Genomic DNA, 17,023 nt, shown 5'->3' with positions numbered 1-17,023 from the left:
TGCAAATCGGGAGCAGTCAGATTCTGAACGCGTGGAAGATGTTCTGGTTCCGCAAAAAATGTGGAACTATTGTCCGCCCTGGTGGTTACCGTTTTATCAAACATCGTCGTTGACCGTTATAGCGCTGGCCGGCGGCCCCCCCACTCCGTGGAGCCCTCCATGTCACTTTCGCAAGAGATTGCGCCCCACCTTCCATACCTCAGACGATTTGCGCGCGCCCTGACCGGATCCCAGACGGCGGGGGACGCTTACGTCGTGGCCGCTCTTGAAGCGATTGTCGCGGACCCGTCCGTGCTGCCGGCCGGGTCCCGGCTTCGTCCGGCGCTGTATCACGTGTTTCTCAAAATCTGGTCGTCGATCGGCCCCGGTCTTGAGACGGGCGGGGAACTTGCCGAAGCCTCCGTGGCCGAGCAGCGGGTGACGGCGCTGACGCCGCGCCCGCGCCAGGCGTTCCTGCTGCGCACCGTGGAGGGCTTCGCCCTTGAGGACGTCGCCGACATTCTGGACGTGACGGTCGACGAGGCGGCGGAACTGGTGGCCGATGCGGGCCGGGAGATCGCGGCGCAGGTCGCCACGGATGTCCTGGTGATCGAGGACGAGCCGATCATCGCCATGGACCTGGAAGGTCTGGTCGAGGACATGGGCCATCGGGTTGTCGGCGTGGCGCGCACCCACAAGGAGGCGGTGGAGCAGGCGCTCAGGCGCCGTCCCGGCCTGGTGCTGGCGGATATCCAGCTGGCCGACGGCAGCTCCGGGCTCGACGCGGTCAATGAGATGATCGCCAGCATGGCGGTGCCGGTGGTGTTCATCACCGCTTATCCCGAGCGGCTGCTGACCGGCGAACGCCCCGAGCCCGCCTTCCTGATCACCAAGCCGTTCCATATCGACACGGTGAGGGCGGCGATTTCGCAGGCGCTGTTCTTCGACCGGCGCGCCGGGCAGCGACCCGCCGCCTGAGGGGCCCGCGCCCACTTCTACCTGATCTGCGCGACCCGGGGGAAACCCCGGGTTTTCCGTTTCGCCGTTCCCAGTCTTGCGCCAGCTACCCGCCGCCGCGGCTGCCCCAGGAAAAATGCGCCAGACAAAACGCGCCAAAACCCTGTGATGCGCCCCCCATCGCCTGACGGGCCGGCGCGCGCTGCTGGCGTCAGATGCGCGTCGCCGGCGAACGCATTAGCCCTCTTCTTCGCCCCGGCTGGCGCCGACCATCAGGCCGACGAGAAAGCCGATGCCCGCCGCGATGGCGATGGATGTCGTGGGGTTTTGCTGCACCACCGCGCGGGCTTCCCGTACGCCGCCGCTGGCCTGGTCAAGCCAGTAACGTCCCTGATCCATCGCCGTGTCCGTCGCCCTGGCAACCGAATCACCATCCGGCAGGCTGGCGCGCAACTGGGCGACGTTGCTGCGCAGCCTGTCGCCCGTCAGGCCGGCGATGCCGGAAACCCGGTGAGCGATGGAGGCGATCTCGCCGCGGATGGCCTCCAGTTCGTCAGCCACGTCTTTTTTCTTGCTGCTTCCCAGCCAGGAACTCATGACGTTCTCCTCTGTCGGTTCGCCGCGCCCTGACTGGGGCGCGGCGCCAGCCGCGATCGGACGGCTTCAGGAAAAAACGTTCGCTTGGCGTGAATGTTCCGGTTTTTACAGCGTTTTCCGGTCAGCGGGGATCGGCCGGTCGGTCAGAATTCGCTCAAAACAAAGAAAGCTGGAGCAATTATCGATCCACATTGATCGATAATTGCTCCAGCGCCGCGCCGCGCTCCAGGCGGCGGTTGAGCGCCCGTGGCGCCAGGGCGTAAACGCGACGGAACCGCCTCAACCACGGCGCGGCAGACTGTGCCAGGACGGCCATGCCAGGCCAGCCATGCGGACAGGCGCGCCAGGAAAGATATGCCAGAAAGGCATGCCAGGACAGGTTTGGGCAATGCCAGCTGCCCTGGCGCGCCCGGCGCGGTGAACGGTGGAGGCGGGTCAGGCCAGGGGCGCTGTCGCCCCGGCCGGGCGCTCCAGCCACGGCGGCGTCGGCAGACCTTTTTCGCGCAGGAAAGCCGGATTGAACAGCTTGGACTGGTAGCGCGTGCCGTAGTCGGCGAGGATGGTCACGATGGTGTGCCCCGGGCCAAGCTCCTTCGCCAGGCGGATGGCGCCGGCGATATTGATTCCCGACGAGCCGCCAAGGCACAGGCCCTCATGCTCCAGCAGGTCGAAGATGATCGGCAGCGCCTCTTCGTCCGGGATCTGGTAGGCGGTGTCGATCGGCGCGCCTTCCAGATTGGCGGTGATGCGGCCCTGGCCGATGCCCTCGGTAATGGAGGAGCCGGAGGCCTTCAGTTCGCCGTGGACGTAATATTCATACAGCGCCGCGCCCATGGGGTCGGCCAGGGCGATGCGCACGTTGGGGTTGCGCTCCTTCAGGGCGATGGCGATGCCCGCCAGCGTGCCGCCGCTGCCGACGGCGCAGGTGAAGCCGTCGATTTTGCCGCCGGTCTGCTCCCAGATTTCAGGCCCGGTGCCTTCAATATGGGCGACGCGGTTGGCGACATTGTCGAACTGGTTGGCCCAGATGGCGCCGTTGGGCTCGCTGGCGGCCAGCTGCTCCGCCAGGCGGCCGGACAGTTTCACGTAATTGTCAGGATTTGAATAAGGAACCGCGGGCACCTGCACCAGCTCGGCGCCAAGCAGGGTGAGGGCGTCTTTCTTTTCCTGCGCCTGGGTTTCCGGAATCACGATGACGCTGCGGTATCCAAGGGCATTGCCGACCATGGCGAGGCCGATGCCGGTGTTGCCCGCCGTACCTTCGACAATGACGCCGCCCGGCTTCAGCAGGCCCCTGGCCTCGGCGTCACGCACGATATAAAGCGCCGCCCGGTCCTTGACGGACTGCCCCGGATTCATGAACTCTGCCTTGCCATAGATATCGCAGCCCGTGAGCTCCGATGCGCGACGCAGCCGGATGAGAGGCGTATCGCCGATGGCGTCCAGCACGCTGTCAAAGCGCTTCATAACGCGTTTCCTGAAGTTGACGCCGCCTGGCCCGTGATTTGCCTGTTTTTTGCGTGCCGGCCCGGACGGAGAGGATTTCCGATGCTGATGCTGGCGACTTTAGGCGCCGCGCTCGCCCGGTTCAACGGCGAACTGCCGGACGGCGTGGGGATTGGATATTTAAACGAGAATTATATGTAAAATACATAAATTCACATATTCTGTGTTGCAATTCTGAAAAGGTTCGCGATTATACGTGAAAATTTCAGGAGGCTGACATGGCCGGTCGGGACAGTGATTTTGTGGGTCCACAGGGCGGGGAGACGCCTGCGCCAGTCCGCGCCGGAAAAGCGCCGGCGCGTCACAAGGCGTCGGGGCGGCGTCGCGCGGGGCTGAGTCTCGCCGCTGTCGCCGGCGTGACGGTGCTGGGCCTTTCTGCGGCCGCGAGCCTCGTCGGCAGCTTTCCGCGCCCGGCGCACGCCGCCCAGGCGCTTCTCAACGTGTCTTACGATCCCACCCGCGAGCTTTACCGCGACCTGAGCGCAGCCTTCACGGCGGACTGGGAGAAGAAGGGCGGCGGCGCGCTGCAGGTGCGCACCTCGCACGGCGGCTCCGGCGCCCAGGCCCGCACGGTGATCGATGGCGCCCCGGCGGACGTCGTCACCCTCGGCATCCCCTCCGATATCGACGCCATCGCCAGACTCACCGGCAAGATTCCGGCCGACTGGCGCACGAAGCTGCCCAACAACGCGCTGCCCTACACCTCCACGGTGGTCTTCGTCGTCCGCAAGGGCAACCCGAAGAACATCCACGACTGGAGCGACCTGGTGCGCGAGGACGTGGGCGTCATCACGCCCAACCCCAAAACCTCTGCCGGCGGTCGCTGGAACTTCCTCGGCGCCTGGGGCTATGCCGCTGAGAAATTTGGCAAGGACGACGCGAAGATCCGCGAGTTCGTCGGCGCCCTGTACAGGAACGTCAAATCCCTGGACACCGGCGCGCGCGGCTCCACCATCACCTTCGCCCAGCGCAACTTTGGCGCCGTCTTGCCGGCCTGGGAGAATGAGGCGCACCTCATCACCGGGGAGTTCGGCAAGGACAGGTTCGACATTGTCACCCCGAAGACCTCAATCCTCGCCGAGCCGCCGGTGGCGCTTGTCGCCGGCAATGTGGATCGCAAGGGCACGCGCAAGGAGGCCGAGGCGTTCCTCAAATTCCTCTACACGCCCGAAGCCCAGCGCATCATCGCGAAGCACCATTACCGCCCGTCCGATGTTTCGGCCCTGAAGCCGGAGGAGCGCCCGGCTGACATCAAGCTGTTCCGCATCGAGGATCTGCTGGGCGGCTGGGACGTGATCCAGAAGACCTATTTTGACAATGGCGGGGTGTTCGACCAGCTGACGGCGCGGAAATAAGCGCCATGAGCGTTGCAGTTGCGGCGCCGCGCCGCCGCCCTTTCATCCGCATAACAGGCGCGTTGCCGGGGTTTGGCCTTGCCCTTGGCTATGCGCTGAGCTGGCTCGGCTTCATCGTTCTGCTGCCGCTGGCGGCCCTGTTCCTGCGCGCCTCCAGCGCCGGCGTGGAGGGGTTCGCCGTCACCCTGTCCGATCCGCGCGTCCAGCACGCCCTGCTGCTCAGCTTTGGCGTGTCGGCGATCGCCGCGCTTTTCGCCACACTGGCCGGCGTGATCATCGCCTGGGCGCTCACCCGCTATGATTTTCCGGGGCGGCGGCTGGTCGACGCCATGGTCGATCTGCCGTTCGCGCTGCCGACGGCCGTGGCCGGCATCGCCCTGGCGGCTCTGTATGCGCCGGACGGGCTGCTGGGCGCGCCGCTGGCCAGGCTCGGCTGGCAGGTGGTCTACAATCCCATTGGCATCTTCATTGCCCTGGTGTTTATCGGTCTGCCCTATGCGGTGCGCACGGTGCAGCCGCTGATCGCCGAGATTGACCGCGAGCTGGAGGAGGCGGCGGCGACGCTGGGCGCCGCCCGCTGGCAGACAGTTTTCCAGGTTCTTGTCCCGCCGCTGGCGCCCGCGGCGCTCACCGGCCTTGCCCTGGCCTTCGCCAGGGGGCTTGGCGAATATGGTTCGGTCATTTTCATCGCCGGCAACCTGCCGGGCGTCTCGGAGATCGCGCCGCTGCTGATCGTCATCAAGCTGTCGGAGTTCGACTACACCGGCGCCACGGTCATCGCCGTCATCATGCTGGCCATGGCTTTCCTGATGTTGCTTGTCATCAATCTCATTCAGGCCTGGAGTCGGCGGAGGATGGGCAATGTCTGATCTGGAACCGCAACGGCAGCGGGTTTACACGCCTGACAGCGTGGTGACGGAGGCGCCTTGGGCGCGGGCCGCCATCATCGCCTTCGCCGCGGCGTTCCTCGCCCTGTTCCTGCTGCTGCCGCTCGGGCTGATCTTTCACGAGGCGCTGTCAAAGGGTTTTGACGCCTATTGGCAGGCGCTCACCGACCCGGACGCCGTGTCCGCCATCCGCCTCACCCTGCTGGTGGCGGCCATCGCGGTGCCGCTCAACCTGGTGTTCGGCGTCGCCGCGTCCTGGGCCATCGCCAAGTTCGATTTTCCGGGCAAGAGCTTTCTCATCACTTTGGTTGATCTGCCGTTCTCGGTGTCGCCGGTGGTGGCGGGCCTGGTTTATGTGCTGCTGTTCGGCGCCCAGGGCCTGCTCGGTCCCTGGCTCCAGGAGCACAATATCCAGATTGTCTTCGCTCTGCCCGGCATTGTGCTGGCGACGGTGTTCGTCACCTTTCCGTTCGTGGCGCGCGAACTGATCCCGCTGATGCAGGAGCAGGGAACCGCCGATGAGGAGGCGGCGCTGACCCTTGGCGCCAGCGGCCTGCGCGCCTTCCTCACTGTCACGCTGCCCAACATCCGCTGGGCGCTGCTTTACGGCGTGCTGCTCTGCAACGCGCGCGCCATGGGCGAATTCGGCGCCGTGTCGGTGGTTTCCGGCCATATCCGCGGCCTCACCAACACCATGCCCCTGCACGTCGAGATTCTTTACAATGAGTACAATTTTGTCGCAGCCTTCGCTGTCGCCTCGCTTCTTGCGATCCTTGCCCTCGTCACCCTCATTGGAAAGACCATCCTTGAGTGGCGCTACGGCGAGGCCATCTCCGGGCGTCACTGACAACGGGCCGGCGGGCGGCCACGAACGGAGCAGGCCAGTGGATATCCGCGTGACCGACCTCGCCAAGGAGTTCGGCGGCGCGCGCGCCTTGCGCGGCGTCAGCCTGCACATCCGCTCGGGCGAACTGATGGCGCTGCTCGGCCCTTCCGGCTCGGGCAAGACCACCCTGTTGCGGATCATCGCCGGCCTCGAAAGGGCGGAGCGCGGCAGCGTCTTCTTTGGCGAAACCGACGCAACCCGCCTGTCGGTGCAGCAACGCCACGTCGGCTTCGTCTTCCAGCATTACGCCCTGTTCCGGCACATGACGGTGGCGGATAACATCGCCTATGGCCTGCGGGTGCGTCGCCGTTCTGAACGGCCGTCGCGCGCCGCTATCAGCGCCCGGGTTGAGGAACTGCTCGCCCTGATGCAGCTCGAGGGCTATGGCGGCCGCCACCCGGCCCAGCTTTCCGGCGGCCAGAAGCAGCGCGTCGCCCTCGCCAGGGCGCTCGCGGTCGATCCCCGCGTGCTGCTGCTGGATGAACCGTTCGGCGCGCTGGACGCCAAGGTGCGCAAGGATCTGCGCGCCTGGCTACGGCAAATTCACGCCCAGACCGGTCACACCACGGTGTTCGTCACCCACGACCAGGATGAGGCGCTGGAGCTGGCCGACCGCGTCGCCATTCTCAATCATGGCCGCATCGAGCAGGTGGGCGCGCCAGATGAAATCCACGCCCAACCCGCCTCGGCCTTCGTGGCGTCCTTTGTCGGCGACGCGGCGCGCGTGCCGGTGCGGGTGCGCGGCGGCAAGGTCGTTTTCGGCGAGGAGGTGCTGGAGGCGCCTGGCGCCGCGATGGCCGATGGCGACGGCTGGCTCTGGCTGCGGCCCTATGACCTGCGCCTGGCCGGGGAGGGCGATGCGGACGCCGCTGGCGGCCCGGCTGGCCAGCTCGGCGGGGTCATTGTCGGCGTGCGCCGCACCGCCAACGGCCGCCGCGTCGAAGTCCGGCTGCATGGTCTGGACGTGATCGTCGAGGCCGACGCCCCCGCCGGCCTGTCCTGCGGTGAAGGCGGACAGGTGACGCTGGCCGTTCTTGGCGGGCGGGTTTTTCCGGAAAACAGCTAAATATTACATTTTAATTTTGTTAAATAACTCATTGTTACATCATTCAGCGTAAAATATTTTGCTATCCCCCTTGTCATGGGGTATTGGCAGGTCCAGATTGAAACCTGTCCAGTGTAGACAGGCGCCGGAGCGCCAGGGGATTGAAGATATGAAGAGGGCGGCCAAGGGGCACGCGTTGCAGGTGGTCACCGCCAATGCGCTCAGGAGCGGCTCGGTGGTGTTCCGCACGGCCGGGGACGACTGGTCCCTGGATATCGCCGACGCTGTCGTCGCCGAAACTTCCGAAGCCGGTGAGGCCCTGCTCGCCGCCGCCATGCGGGACGTGGCGGCCGATGTGGTTGTCGAGGCCTATCTGGTGGACGTGGAGCGTCAGGAAAACGGGCCGCGCCCGCTGCTGCTGCGCGAGCGCATCCGCGCCTTGCGCGGCCCCACGATCACGGAGAACCGGACGCTGGCGCCGGCGGCGACCGGCCTGCTGGCGGCGGCCTGTTGAGGCGTCTTGCCCGCTGGCGGGGTTGCCCGTCGAAGCGTCTTGCCTGGGGCGGCCCGCGCCGCCTGTGAGGCAGGCGCCAGAACCCGGAATTTTGCGACTGGAAGCGCTTCCGTAGCCCGCATCGAGGCCGAAGCGGCGCCGGTCATTCAGGACACGAGCCATGTACCGTTATGACGAATTCGACCGCCGCTTCGTGACGGGCCGCGTCGAGCAGTTCCGCGACCAGGTGCTGCGCCGGCTCTCCGGCGAACTGACCGAGGACCAGTTCAAGCCGCTGCGGCTGATGAACGGCGTCTACCTCCAGCTGCACGCCTACATGCTGCGCATCGCCATTCCCTATGGCGGGCTCAACGCCGCGCGCCTGCGCAAGCTGGCCGACATCGCCATGAAATACGATCGCGGCTTCGGGCACTTCACCACGCGCCAGAACCTGCAATTCCACTGGATCGAACTGAAGGACGTGCCGCAGATCCTCGCCGACCTCGCCGAGGTCGAGATGCACGCCATCCAGACGTCTGGCAACTGCATTCGCAACGTCTCGGCCGATCATTTCGCCGGCGCCGCCGTCGATGAGATCGCCGATCCGCGCCCCTATGCCGAAATCCTGCGCCAGTGGTCCTCGCTCCACCCCGAGTTCACCTATTTGCCGCGCAAGTTCAAGCTGGCGGTGAGCGGCTCGGCCCATGACCGCGCCGCCATCCAGGTGCACGACATCGGCCTGCAGATCGTCCGCAACGACGCCGGCGAGACCGGCTTCACCGTCTATGTCGGCGGCGGCCTCGGCCGCAGCCCGTTCATCGGCAAGAAGGTGCGCGACTTCCTGCCCGAGGCGGAGCTGCTGAGCTATTGCGAGGCGATCCTGCGCGTCTACAACATGTTTGGGCGCCGCGATAACAAGTACAAGGCGCGCATCAAGATCCTGATCCACGAGGCCGGCGTCGACGAGATCCGCCGTCAGGTGGAGGAGGAGTACGCGCAAATCCGCGACAGCCGCCTGACCCTGCCGAAGGCTGAGCTTGACCGCATCGCCGCCTATTTCGCCGCGCCGGAATTCGCCGCCCTGCCTGAGCGTTCACAGGCGCATGAGCAGGCCCTGGCCGGCGATCGCGCCTACGCCGACTGGGTGGAGCGCAACGTCTCGCCGCATCGCCAGCCCGGCTACGCCATCGCCACCATCGCCCTGAAGGCGGTGGGCGAGGTGCCCGGCGACATTTCCGCCGACCAGATGCGCGTGGTCGCCGATATTGCCGAGCGTTATGGCCACGATGAGGTGCGCGTCAGCCACGAGCAGAACCTGGTGCTGCCGCACCTGCGCAAGGATGACCTGCCGCAGGTGTTCGCCATCCTGCAGCAGGCGGAGCTGGCTTCGCCGCACGCCGGCCTGATCACCGACATCATCTCCTGCCCGGGCCTCGACTATTGCTCGCTGGCCAACGCCCGTTCGATCCCGGTGGCCCAGCGCATCACCGAGCGTTTCGCTGACCTGAAGCGCCAGCGCGACATTGGCGATCTCAAGCTGAAGATTTCCGGCTGCATCAATGCCTGCGGCCACCACCACGTCGGCCACATCGGCATTCTGGGCGTCGATCGCAAGGGCGAGGAATTCTACCAGATCACCCTTGGCGGCTCCGGCGACGAGAACTGCTCCATCGGCGGCATCGTCGGCAAGGGCTTCTCGTCCGATGAGATCGTCGACGCCGTCGAGAAGATCGTCGACACCTATATCGCCTTGCGCGCCAGCCCGTCCGAAAGCTTCCTCGAGGCGTTCCGGCGGGTCGGCGACGCCCCATTCCGTGAGGCGCTCTATGCCGAGGCTGCCTGATCCCGCCGCGGCGGCGGCCATCGCCGCCACGCCCGTTGACGCGGCTTCGCGGGCTGAAGACCTAGTGCGCGAGGCGGCGGCGCTCGACGCCCGCCACGCCGGCGCGACGGCGGAGGAGCTGCTGCGCCTTGCCCTGCGCGAGCGCGTCGCCGGCGATGTGGCGCTGGTGTCCAGCTTCGGCGCTGAATCGGCGGCGCTGCTGCATCTGGCGGCGCAGATCGACCCGGCGGTTCCGGTGGTTTTCGTCGACACCGGCCGGCTGTTTCCCGAGACGCTGGCCTATCGCGACCGCCTCGTCGCCATGCTCGGCCTCACTGACGTGCGCAGCGTCGGCCCCGACGATGCGACCGAGCAGCGGCTTGATCCGATCGGCGCCCTGTTCGCCCGCGACACGGACGCCTGCTGCGGGTTCCGCAAGGTGGAGCCGCTGGACGCCGCGCTGAAGCCGTTCCGCGCCTGGATCAGCGGGCGCAAGCGCTACCAGGCCAGCAGTCGCCACGACATTCCGGCCTTCGAGGCCACGGCCACCCACATCAAGGTCAATCCGCTGGCGTCGTGGTCGATGGCCGACATCGCCCATTACATGCGCGCCCACGCGCTGCCGGCTCACCCGCTGGTCGCCCAGGGCTACCCCTCCATTGGCTGCGCGCCCTGCACCTCGCCGGTGGCGGAAGGGGAGGATCCCCGCGCCGGCCGCTGGCGCGGCCAGGACAAGACCGAGTGCGGCATTCACGTGAGCCCGGCGGGAACAATAACAAGGAACAAGGCATGAGCGGTCTCGTGAAGAATGGCGCGGTGATCGCCGACGTCTGGAGCCGTCCGGCTGATGACGCGGCGCTGCCGACCGATGCGCCGGTTGTGGTGTCGAAGGCCCGCTTCCTGTCTGAAGCCGGCGACCTGCGCGGCCGCAATGCGCCGCTCGGCCTCAGCCTGCGCGCCGGCGACACCCTCGATGGGCTGGAAGGCGACCTGAACCGCTTCGCGCTCATCGCCCTCGATTTCCCCGCTTATACCGACGGCCGCGCCTATTCGCTGGCCCGGCTGCTGCGTGAGCGTCACGGTTACACCGGTGATCTGCGCGCCGAGGGCGACGTGCTGTGGGACCAGATTCCGCTGATGAAGCGCTGTGGCTTCGATGAATTCGCCATTCGCGACGACCGGGTGCTGAACGCCCTGATTGAGGGCCGCATCCAGGACGTGCCGGTGCACTACCAGCCGGCGGGCCGCGAGGACGTTGAAATCCAGCCGCCAGGCGCCCGCCCGTGGCTGCGGCTGGAGCCCGGCGCGTAACGAAGGCCGCCGCCAGAAAACGGCGCGCGCGGCCTTGCCGCGCCTGAAGATCGAGGACGCCGCCCGTCGTGGCGTCGCATGTTGGAAAAGGGCGGCGGCCTGCTGTCAGGCGCCGCGGGAATTCGCTCATGTCCGCTCAGTTGCAAGCTGTGTCACCCGGGATCGCGCAAGCCGCCGCGCGCCAAGACATCGCATCCCAAGACATCGCATCCCAAGACATCGCGTCCCAAGGCATCGCATCCCAGGGCATCGCGCCCTCCGGTGCTCCACGTCTGGCCCTGTCGCCGCATCTGGCCCGTCTGGAAGCGGAATCGATCCATATCATCCGTGAGGTCGCGGCCGAATTCGCCAATCCGGTGATGCTGTATTCCATCGGCAAGGATTCGGCGGTGATGCTGCATCTGGCGCGCAAGGCGTTCTTTCCCGGGCCGCTGCCGTTTCCGCTGCTGCACGTGGATACGCGCTGGAAGTTCCGCGAAATGATCGCCTTCCGCGACGCCATCGCCGCCCGCTATGGCCTGGAGCTGCTCACCCACGTCAACCCGGAAGGGGCGGCGCGCGGCATCGACCCGTTCACCTCCGGCTCGGCCCTGCACACCCAGGTGATGAAGACCGAGGGGCTGAAGCAGGCGCTGGAGAAATGGAAGTTCGACGCGGCCTTCGGCGGCGCCCGCCGCGATGAGGAAAAGAGCCGGGCCAAGGAGCGGATCTTCTCCCACCGCACCAGCGCCCACGCCTGGGAGCCGCGCAACCAGCGCCCCGAGTTGTGGAGCCTGTTCAACACCCGCATCGCCAAAGGCGAATCCATGCGCGTGTTTCCACTCTCCAACTGGACCGAGCTGGACGTCTGGCAATACATCCTCGCCGAGGACATTCCGGTGGTGCCGCTGTATTTCGCGAAAGAGCGGCCGGTGGTGGAGCGCGACGGCGCCCTCATCATGGTGGACGACGAACGCATGCCGCTGCTGCCGGGCGAGACGCCGCGGATGCGGCTGGTCCGCTTCCGCACCCTCGGCTGCTATCCGCTCACCGGCGCGGTGGAATCCTCCGCCGCCTCGCTGCAGGACATCATCGCCGAACTGATGGCCTCGCGCGCCTCCGAACGCCAGGGCCGCGTTATCGACCAGGACGACCAGGCCTCCATGGAGCGCAAGAAGCGCGAGGGCTATTTCTGATGAGCGCCCCCCACAACGCCGCCGTGAACGTGAGCGAAAATCTGGCCAGCCTCGCGCCGTTTTCCCAGAACCGTCCGGCCGATCGCGGCCTGCTGCGCTTTCTCACCTGCGGCTCCGTCGACGACGGCAAGTCCACGCTGATCGGCCGCCTGCTGCACGAGACAAAATCGATCCTGGAGGATCAGCTTTCGGCGCTGCAGAAAGATTCGCGCCGCCACGGCACCACCGGCGAGGACCTTGATCTGGCGCTGCTGGTCGATGGCCTTGAGGCCGAGCGCGAGCAGGGCATCACCATCGACGTGGCCTACCGTTTCTTCGCCACGCCGCGCCGCTCGTTCATCGTCGCCGATACCCCTGGCCACGAGCAATATACCCGCAACATGGCCACCGGCGCCTCCAATTCGGACCTGGCCATCCTGCTGGTGGACGCCCGCAAGGGTCTGCTGACCCAGACCCGCCGCCATGCGGTGATCGCCTCGCTGCTCGGCATCCGCCACGTGGTGCTGGCGGTGAACAAGATCGACCTCGTCGGCTTCGACCAGGGCGTTTTTGACCGCATTGTCGCCGACTTCCAGGCCTTCGCCGCGCCGCTCGGCTTCGTTGACGTCACGGCGATTCCGCTTTCCGCCCGCTTCGGCGACAATGTCGCCGCGCCGAGCCCGGTCATGCCCTGGTATGACGGCCCGACCCTGGTGGAGCATCTGGAAACCGTCGAGGTCGACGCCGATCGCAGCGACGCGCCGTTCCGCATGCCGGTGCAGTGGGTCAACCGGCCCAATCTGGATTTTCGCGGGTTTTCCGGCACGATCGCCAGCGGCCGCATTGGCGTTGGCGATGAGGTTGTCGTCGCCTCGTCCGGCCATGGCAGCCGGGTGGCCCGCATCGTCACCTTTGACGGCGACCTGCCAGAGGCCGCCGCCGGCGATGCGGTGACCATCGTGCTGGCCGACGAGATCGACGCGCCGCGCGGCGAGATGCTGGCGCCGCCGAAGGCGCGGCCGGCGCTGTCCACCCGCTTCATGGCCCGCCTGGTGTGGATGGCCGGGGACGCGCTGAAGCCAGGCCGCAGCTTCCTGCTGAAAACCGGCGCCCGCACCGTGCCGGCCACCGTCACCCGCCTCGCCAGCGCCCTCGATGTCGACCGTTATGAGGACGGCGCCGCCGACGCCCTGCCGCTGAACGGCATCGGACTGGTGGAAGTGCAGACGTCGGCCCAGGTCGCCATCGATCCTTACGCGGAGAACCGCGTGACCGGCGCCTTCATTCTCATCGATCGCTTCACCAACGGCACGGTCGCCGCCGGCATGGTCACCGAGCCGCTGGGCGGTCCCAACGTCCATCTGCATGGCTTCGACGTGGACCGCGCCGTGCGCTCGGCCCAGAAGAACCAGCGGCCGCTGGTGGTGTGGTTCACGGGCCTGCCGGGCTCCGGCAAATCGACCATCGCCAATCTGGTCGAGCGCCGCCTGGTCGCGGCTGGGCGCCACACCATGCTGCTCGACGGCGACAGCCTGCGCATTGGCCTCAATTCCGACCTCGGCTTCGACGCGGCCAGCCGCGCCGAGAATATCCGCCGGGCCGGGGAGGTGGCGCGGCTGATGATGGAGGCGGGCCTGGTGGTGCTGTGCGCCTTTGTCTCGCCGTTCCGCGCCGACCGCGACCGGCTGCGCGAGGCCGTTGGCGATGACGCTTTCGTGGAAGTGTTCGTTGATACGCCGGTGGATATTTGCGCTGAACGCGACCCCAAGGGGCTGTATGCCCGGGCCAAGGCCGGCGGCATCTCGGACTTCACCGGCATCGGCCAGGATTATGAGGCGCCGCTCGCCGCCGAAATCACCCTGCGCCCGGGCGATGGCGGCGCGGAACGCCTGGCCGACCTGGTGCTGGCGGCCATCGAGCCGCGCATCGCCGGCGACGGCCAGACCTCGGAAGATTCCGCCGCCCTGTGAGGCTCGCCAGCGCGTGGGCCAGGCTGGCCCGTGAAAAACCCGAAGGCGCCCCCCGGGGGCGCCTTTTGCATTTGCGCGGGCCAGGCCAACGGTCCAAAGCATATCTGGCCCGGTGGATGTGATGTTCGCCGGGCAAATGCCCGGACCTGAAGATCAAGCCCGAATCCGGCGCCGCGCCCTTCAGCTTTTGCTCGCCGGAATGTGCGCGTGAGCCGCTTGCTCCATGGGCATTATTGTTTTCAACTAAGCAGGGCGAACCCGCTGCCTGGCGAAGCCACCGGGCGGCGAGCCGCGCCGCGTCGACGCGTTTCGCGAGGCAGGCGCCGTTTCGTCTGACTGATGACGTGATCCCAGCGACAGGAGCACCAGATGGGTTTGTTCAGCTTTATCAAGGAAGCCGGCGCGAAGATCTTCGGTTCGGGCGAGGCCCAGGCCGCTGAAGGCGGGTTGACGCCCGAGGTGCTCAGGAAACACGTGACGGACGCCGGCCTCAGCGCTGACGGCGTCGAATTTGCTGTCGACGGCGACAAGGTGACGGTCACCGGCAGCGCCCCCACCACCGAAGCCGCGGAAAAAATCGTGCTGACGGTCGGCAACAGCCAGGGCGTGGCCTCGGTCGACAACAAGCTGACGGTGGCGGCGCCTTCCGCCGATTCCCAGACCTACACGGTTCAGAAGGGCGACACCCTCTGGAAAATCGCCGAGCAGTTCTACGGCAAGGGCCACGGCGACAAATACCCGGAGATCGTCAAGGCCAATACGCCGCCCGTGAAGAACCCTGACCTTATCCAGCCTGGCTGGGTGCTGCGCATTCCGCCGCTGTCCTGATTGGCGCTGGCCGGACTGGGCTCCCCCCGCCCGGCTTTCAGGACCAGCATATGGCGGCCCGCATCAATTGATCGCCAGCCGTCTGCGGGGTCCTGTTCCCGGTGGGCATGGCGTCCGGTCGCCAGAGCACCCCCGCCGGCGTCTGCTGCGCGGACGATGAAACGGCGTCGCGGCGGCCCGCCGCGGCCTCAAAAACAACCATCATTCAGGGGCGTCGCCATCGGCGGCGCCTGCGCCTGACGCATGGGCTGCATACTCCAGTTTCGTGGAATGCGTGGTTTTCGTGCTTGAGCGTCGCCCCCGCTCATAGCAAAGTTGCCCCTTGCCTGACGCAGGGGGCAATGCACGTTTGTCTGGCGTGAAATACTGCCCGCATTTGTCGCCCCCGCGCGTTGGCCCATAAAAATACAGCGGACCCTCGACAGGCCGTCGGGCCGGGTTTCGCTTTTCCAGATGCGCCGCGTCGTGCGCGGCAGGGGAGTTCAGTCATGTCGGCGACTACGCCTGAAGTCGTTCATCTCGATCGCGAGACCGTCAAGCGCGGCCTGGCCGATGGCAGCATTCTGCTGGTTGACGTGCGCGAGCCGGATGAATTCGAAGCGGGGCATATTCCCGGCGCGGTGCTGTTCCCGCTGTCCACATTCGTGGCTGATGATCTGCCGGATCCGCAGGGCAGGCGGCTGGTGTTCTCCTGCCGTTCCGGCAAGCGCTCGCAAACGGCGATCGCGCACGCCGCCGCCGCCGGCCTGCCGTGGCGCGAACATTATGCGGGCGGCATCCTCGACTGGGTCGGGGCCGGCGAACCCGTCGCGCAGGACTGACCGCTGCTGGCGGCCACGCCGCCGGGCCAGTCGCTGCGCGTCAGCCAAACCAGAGAAAACAGGGCGGGGCGCTGGTCTGGCAGGTCGGATCCCGCCGCGCCGCCTCCTGCATTATTCCGGTCATCTTATCATGAACAGCAAGCGTCTCCCGCTTCTCAGCCTTCTGACCGTGTTCGGCGCCGCGTTCGCCCTGGCGGGATGTGGCGACAATTCCGGCGGCAAGGCGGCCGCGCCCCCCCCGCCCCAGGTCACGGCCGCGCATCCCGTGGTGCGGCCAGTGGTCGAGCACGATGATTTCACCGGCCGGTTTGAGGCGGTGGAGGCGGTCGAGGTGCGCGCCCGCGTCTCCGGCGTGCTGGAATCGGTCCTCTTCCGCGAAGGCGGCATGGTCAAGCAGGGCGATCTGCTGTTCGTTATTGACCGCCGGCCATACCAGGCGGCGGTGGACCAGGCGCTGGCGGCCGTCAAATCGGCGAAGGCCCGCGTGGATTTCGCCGTTGGCGACCTGGATCGCGCCCGCAGCCTCAGCAAATCGGGCAATATCTCCGAACAGGTGCTGGAGACCCGCCGTCAGACGGCGCAGGTGGCCCAGGCCGATGTGGCGGGCGCCGAGGCCAATCTGGAGGCGGCGCGTCTCAACCTCAGCTTCACCGAGATCCGCGCGCCGATCAGCGGCCGCATCGGCCGCAGGGAGTTGACCGAGGGCAACCTTGTCGTCGCCAACACCACCTTGCTGACCAACATCGTCTCGGTCGACCCGATTTATTTCTACTTCGATATCGATGAGCGTTCGCTGCTCGCCTATACGCGCCTGTTGCAGCCGGGCGGTGAGAAACCGGGCACGGACGTTATGGTTGCGCTGTCCGATGAGGAGGAGCCGTCGCTGCGTGGCAAGCTCGACTTCCTGAGCAACAGGCTTGATCCAGGCACCGGCACCCTGCGCGCCCGCGCCGTGCTGCCCAACCCGGGCGGCCTCCTGAAGGCCGGCATGTTCGGGCGGATCCGCATACCCGCCTCGCCCTCCTACAAGGGCGTCCTGATTCCCGACGTCGCCGTCATGACCGATCAGAACCGCCGCTTCGTCTGGGTGGTGGACGAGGGCGGCGTCGCCCGCGCCCAGGTCGTCCGGCCTGGCCCGCACATCGACGGTTACCGGCTGATCCGCTCAGGCCTGAAAGGCGACGAACTCATTGTCATCAATGGCATGATCCGCGTGCGGCCGGGCCTGAAACTGGCCGCGAAGGTGGTGGAGTTGCCGCCAAAGGCAGCCGGTCCCGGCTCCGCCAGCGCCGCGCCGGCGCCGGATGCGGCGAAATCCGGCCCGAAAGCCCCGGGAGCAGGCAAGGCGCCTGACGCCGGGGCGCCTGCGAACAAGGCGCCCGACAACAAGACGCCCGAGAAGAAGTGATCTG

General features: G+C 66.9%; 16 protein-coding genes. 14 read left to right on the top strand and 2 right to left on the bottom strand.

Translation table 11 applies throughout. The features are described 5' to 3' along the window. Positions 1-159 precede the first annotated feature (159 nt). Positions 160-957, top strand: a complete 798-nt coding sequence (locus EV666_RS07190; protein ID WP_132005248.1) for a response regulator — start codon at positions 160-162, stop codon at positions 955-957. Between the two features lie 216 nt (positions 958-1,173). Here EV666_RS07190 and EV666_RS07185 read toward each other — a convergent pair whose 3' ends face one another. Both EV666_RS07185 and EV666_RS07180 read right to left on the bottom strand, forming a co-directional pair. Then, positions 1,174-1,533 (bottom strand): ElaB/YgaM/YqjD family protein, encoded by a 360-nt coding sequence (locus EV666_RS07185; RefSeq protein ID WP_132005245.1) that lies wholly within the window; start codon positions 1,531-1,533, stop codon positions 1,174-1,176. 435 nt (positions 1,534-1,968) lie between these two features. After that, positions 1,969-3,000 carry a cysteine synthase A gene (locus tag EV666_RS07180; protein WP_132005242.1) on the bottom strand — a complete coding sequence of 344 codons (1,032 nt, stop codon included), beginning with the start codon at positions 2,998-3,000 and terminating at the stop codon, positions 1,969-1,971. 257 nt (positions 3,001-3,257) lie between these two features. On the opposite strand from EV666_RS07180, the gene EV666_RS07175 reads away from it, so the two are divergent. From EV666_RS07175 to EV666_RS07115, 13 genes are all read left to right on the top strand, one after another. Then, positions 3,258-4,394 (top strand): sulfate ABC transporter substrate-binding protein, encoded by a 1,137-nt coding sequence (locus EV666_RS07175; protein WP_132005239.1) that lies wholly within the window; start codon positions 3,258-3,260, stop codon positions 4,392-4,394. 5 nt (positions 4,395-4,399) lie between these two features. Next, positions 4,400-5,263, top strand: coding sequence for a sulfate ABC transporter permease subunit CysT (gene cysT, locus EV666_RS07170; RefSeq protein WP_132005236.1), 864 nt, complete (start codon positions 4,400-4,402; stop codon positions 5,261-5,263). Further along, positions 5,256-6,128 (top strand): sulfate ABC transporter permease subunit CysW, encoded by an 873-nt coding sequence (cysW, locus tag EV666_RS07165; RefSeq protein WP_132005233.1) that lies wholly within the window; start codon positions 5,256-5,258, stop codon positions 6,126-6,128. Before cysT ends, cysW begins: the two co-directional genes overlap by 8 nt. Before the next feature lie 49 nt (positions 6,129-6,177). Further along, a complete protein-coding gene (locus EV666_RS07160) occupies positions 6,178-7,233 on the top strand; it encodes a sulfate/molybdate ABC transporter ATP-binding protein (RefSeq protein WP_165909910.1) in 1,056 nt (351 codons plus the stop codon). A 148-nt stretch (positions 7,234-7,381) separates the two neighbouring features. After that, entirely contained in the window at positions 7,382-7,726 is a 345-nt protein-coding gene (locus EV666_RS07155; protein WP_132005227.1) for a DUF2849 domain-containing protein, read from the top strand. 160 nt (positions 7,727-7,886) lie between these two features. Beyond that, positions 7,887-9,548, top strand: coding sequence for a nitrite/sulfite reductase (locus tag EV666_RS07150; RefSeq protein ID WP_132005224.1), 1,662 nt, complete (start codon positions 7,887-7,889; stop codon positions 9,546-9,548). Then, positions 9,532-10,320 carry a phosphoadenylyl-sulfate reductase gene (locus tag EV666_RS07145; protein WP_132005221.1) on the top strand — a complete coding sequence of 263 codons (789 nt, stop codon included), beginning with the start codon at positions 9,532-9,534 and terminating at the stop codon, positions 10,318-10,320. The genes EV666_RS07150 and EV666_RS07145 overlap by 17 nt, the downstream gene beginning before the upstream one ends. Further along, complete coding sequence (locus EV666_RS07140; protein WP_132005218.1) at positions 10,317-10,838, top strand: DUF934 domain-containing protein; 522 nt, start codon at positions 10,317-10,319, stop codon at positions 10,836-10,838. Before EV666_RS07145 ends, EV666_RS07140 begins: the two co-directional genes overlap by 4 nt. A gap of 128 nt (positions 10,839-10,966) precedes the next feature. Further along, the gene (gene cysD / locus EV666_RS07135) at positions 10,967-12,013 is read left to right on the top strand and encodes a sulfate adenylyltransferase subunit CysD (protein WP_132005215.1); all 1,047 of its coding nucleotides are present in this window, start codon (positions 10,967-10,969) and stop codon (positions 12,011-12,013) included. Further along, entirely contained in the window at positions 12,013-13,962 is a 1,950-nt protein-coding gene (gene cysN, locus EV666_RS07130) for a sulfate adenylyltransferase subunit CysN (protein ID WP_132005212.1), read from the top strand. The genes cysD and cysN overlap by 1 nt, the downstream gene beginning before the upstream one ends. Positions 13,963-14,331: 369 nt before the next feature. Next, entirely contained in the window at positions 14,332-14,790 is a 459-nt protein-coding gene (lysM, locus tag EV666_RS07125; RefSeq protein WP_132005209.1) for a peptidoglycan-binding protein LysM, read from the top strand. Between the two features lie 488 nt (positions 14,791-15,278). Beyond that, positions 15,279-15,611 (top strand): rhodanese-like domain-containing protein, encoded by a 333-nt coding sequence (locus EV666_RS07120; RefSeq protein ID WP_132005206.1) that lies wholly within the window; start codon positions 15,279-15,281, stop codon positions 15,609-15,611. A gap of 130 nt (positions 15,612-15,741) precedes the next feature. Beyond that, a complete protein-coding gene (locus tag EV666_RS07115) occupies positions 15,742-17,019 on the top strand; it encodes an efflux RND transporter periplasmic adaptor subunit (protein ID WP_132005203.1) in 1,278 nt (425 codons plus the stop codon). Positions 17,020-17,023: the final 4 nt, after the last annotated feature.

This window comes from Camelimonas lactis (assembly GCF_004342915.1).
Taxonomy (GTDB): domain Bacteria; phylum Pseudomonadota; class Alphaproteobacteria; order Rhizobiales; family Beijerinckiaceae; genus Camelimonas; species Camelimonas lactis.
This window is presented reverse-complemented; position numbering and strand designations above follow the sequence as displayed.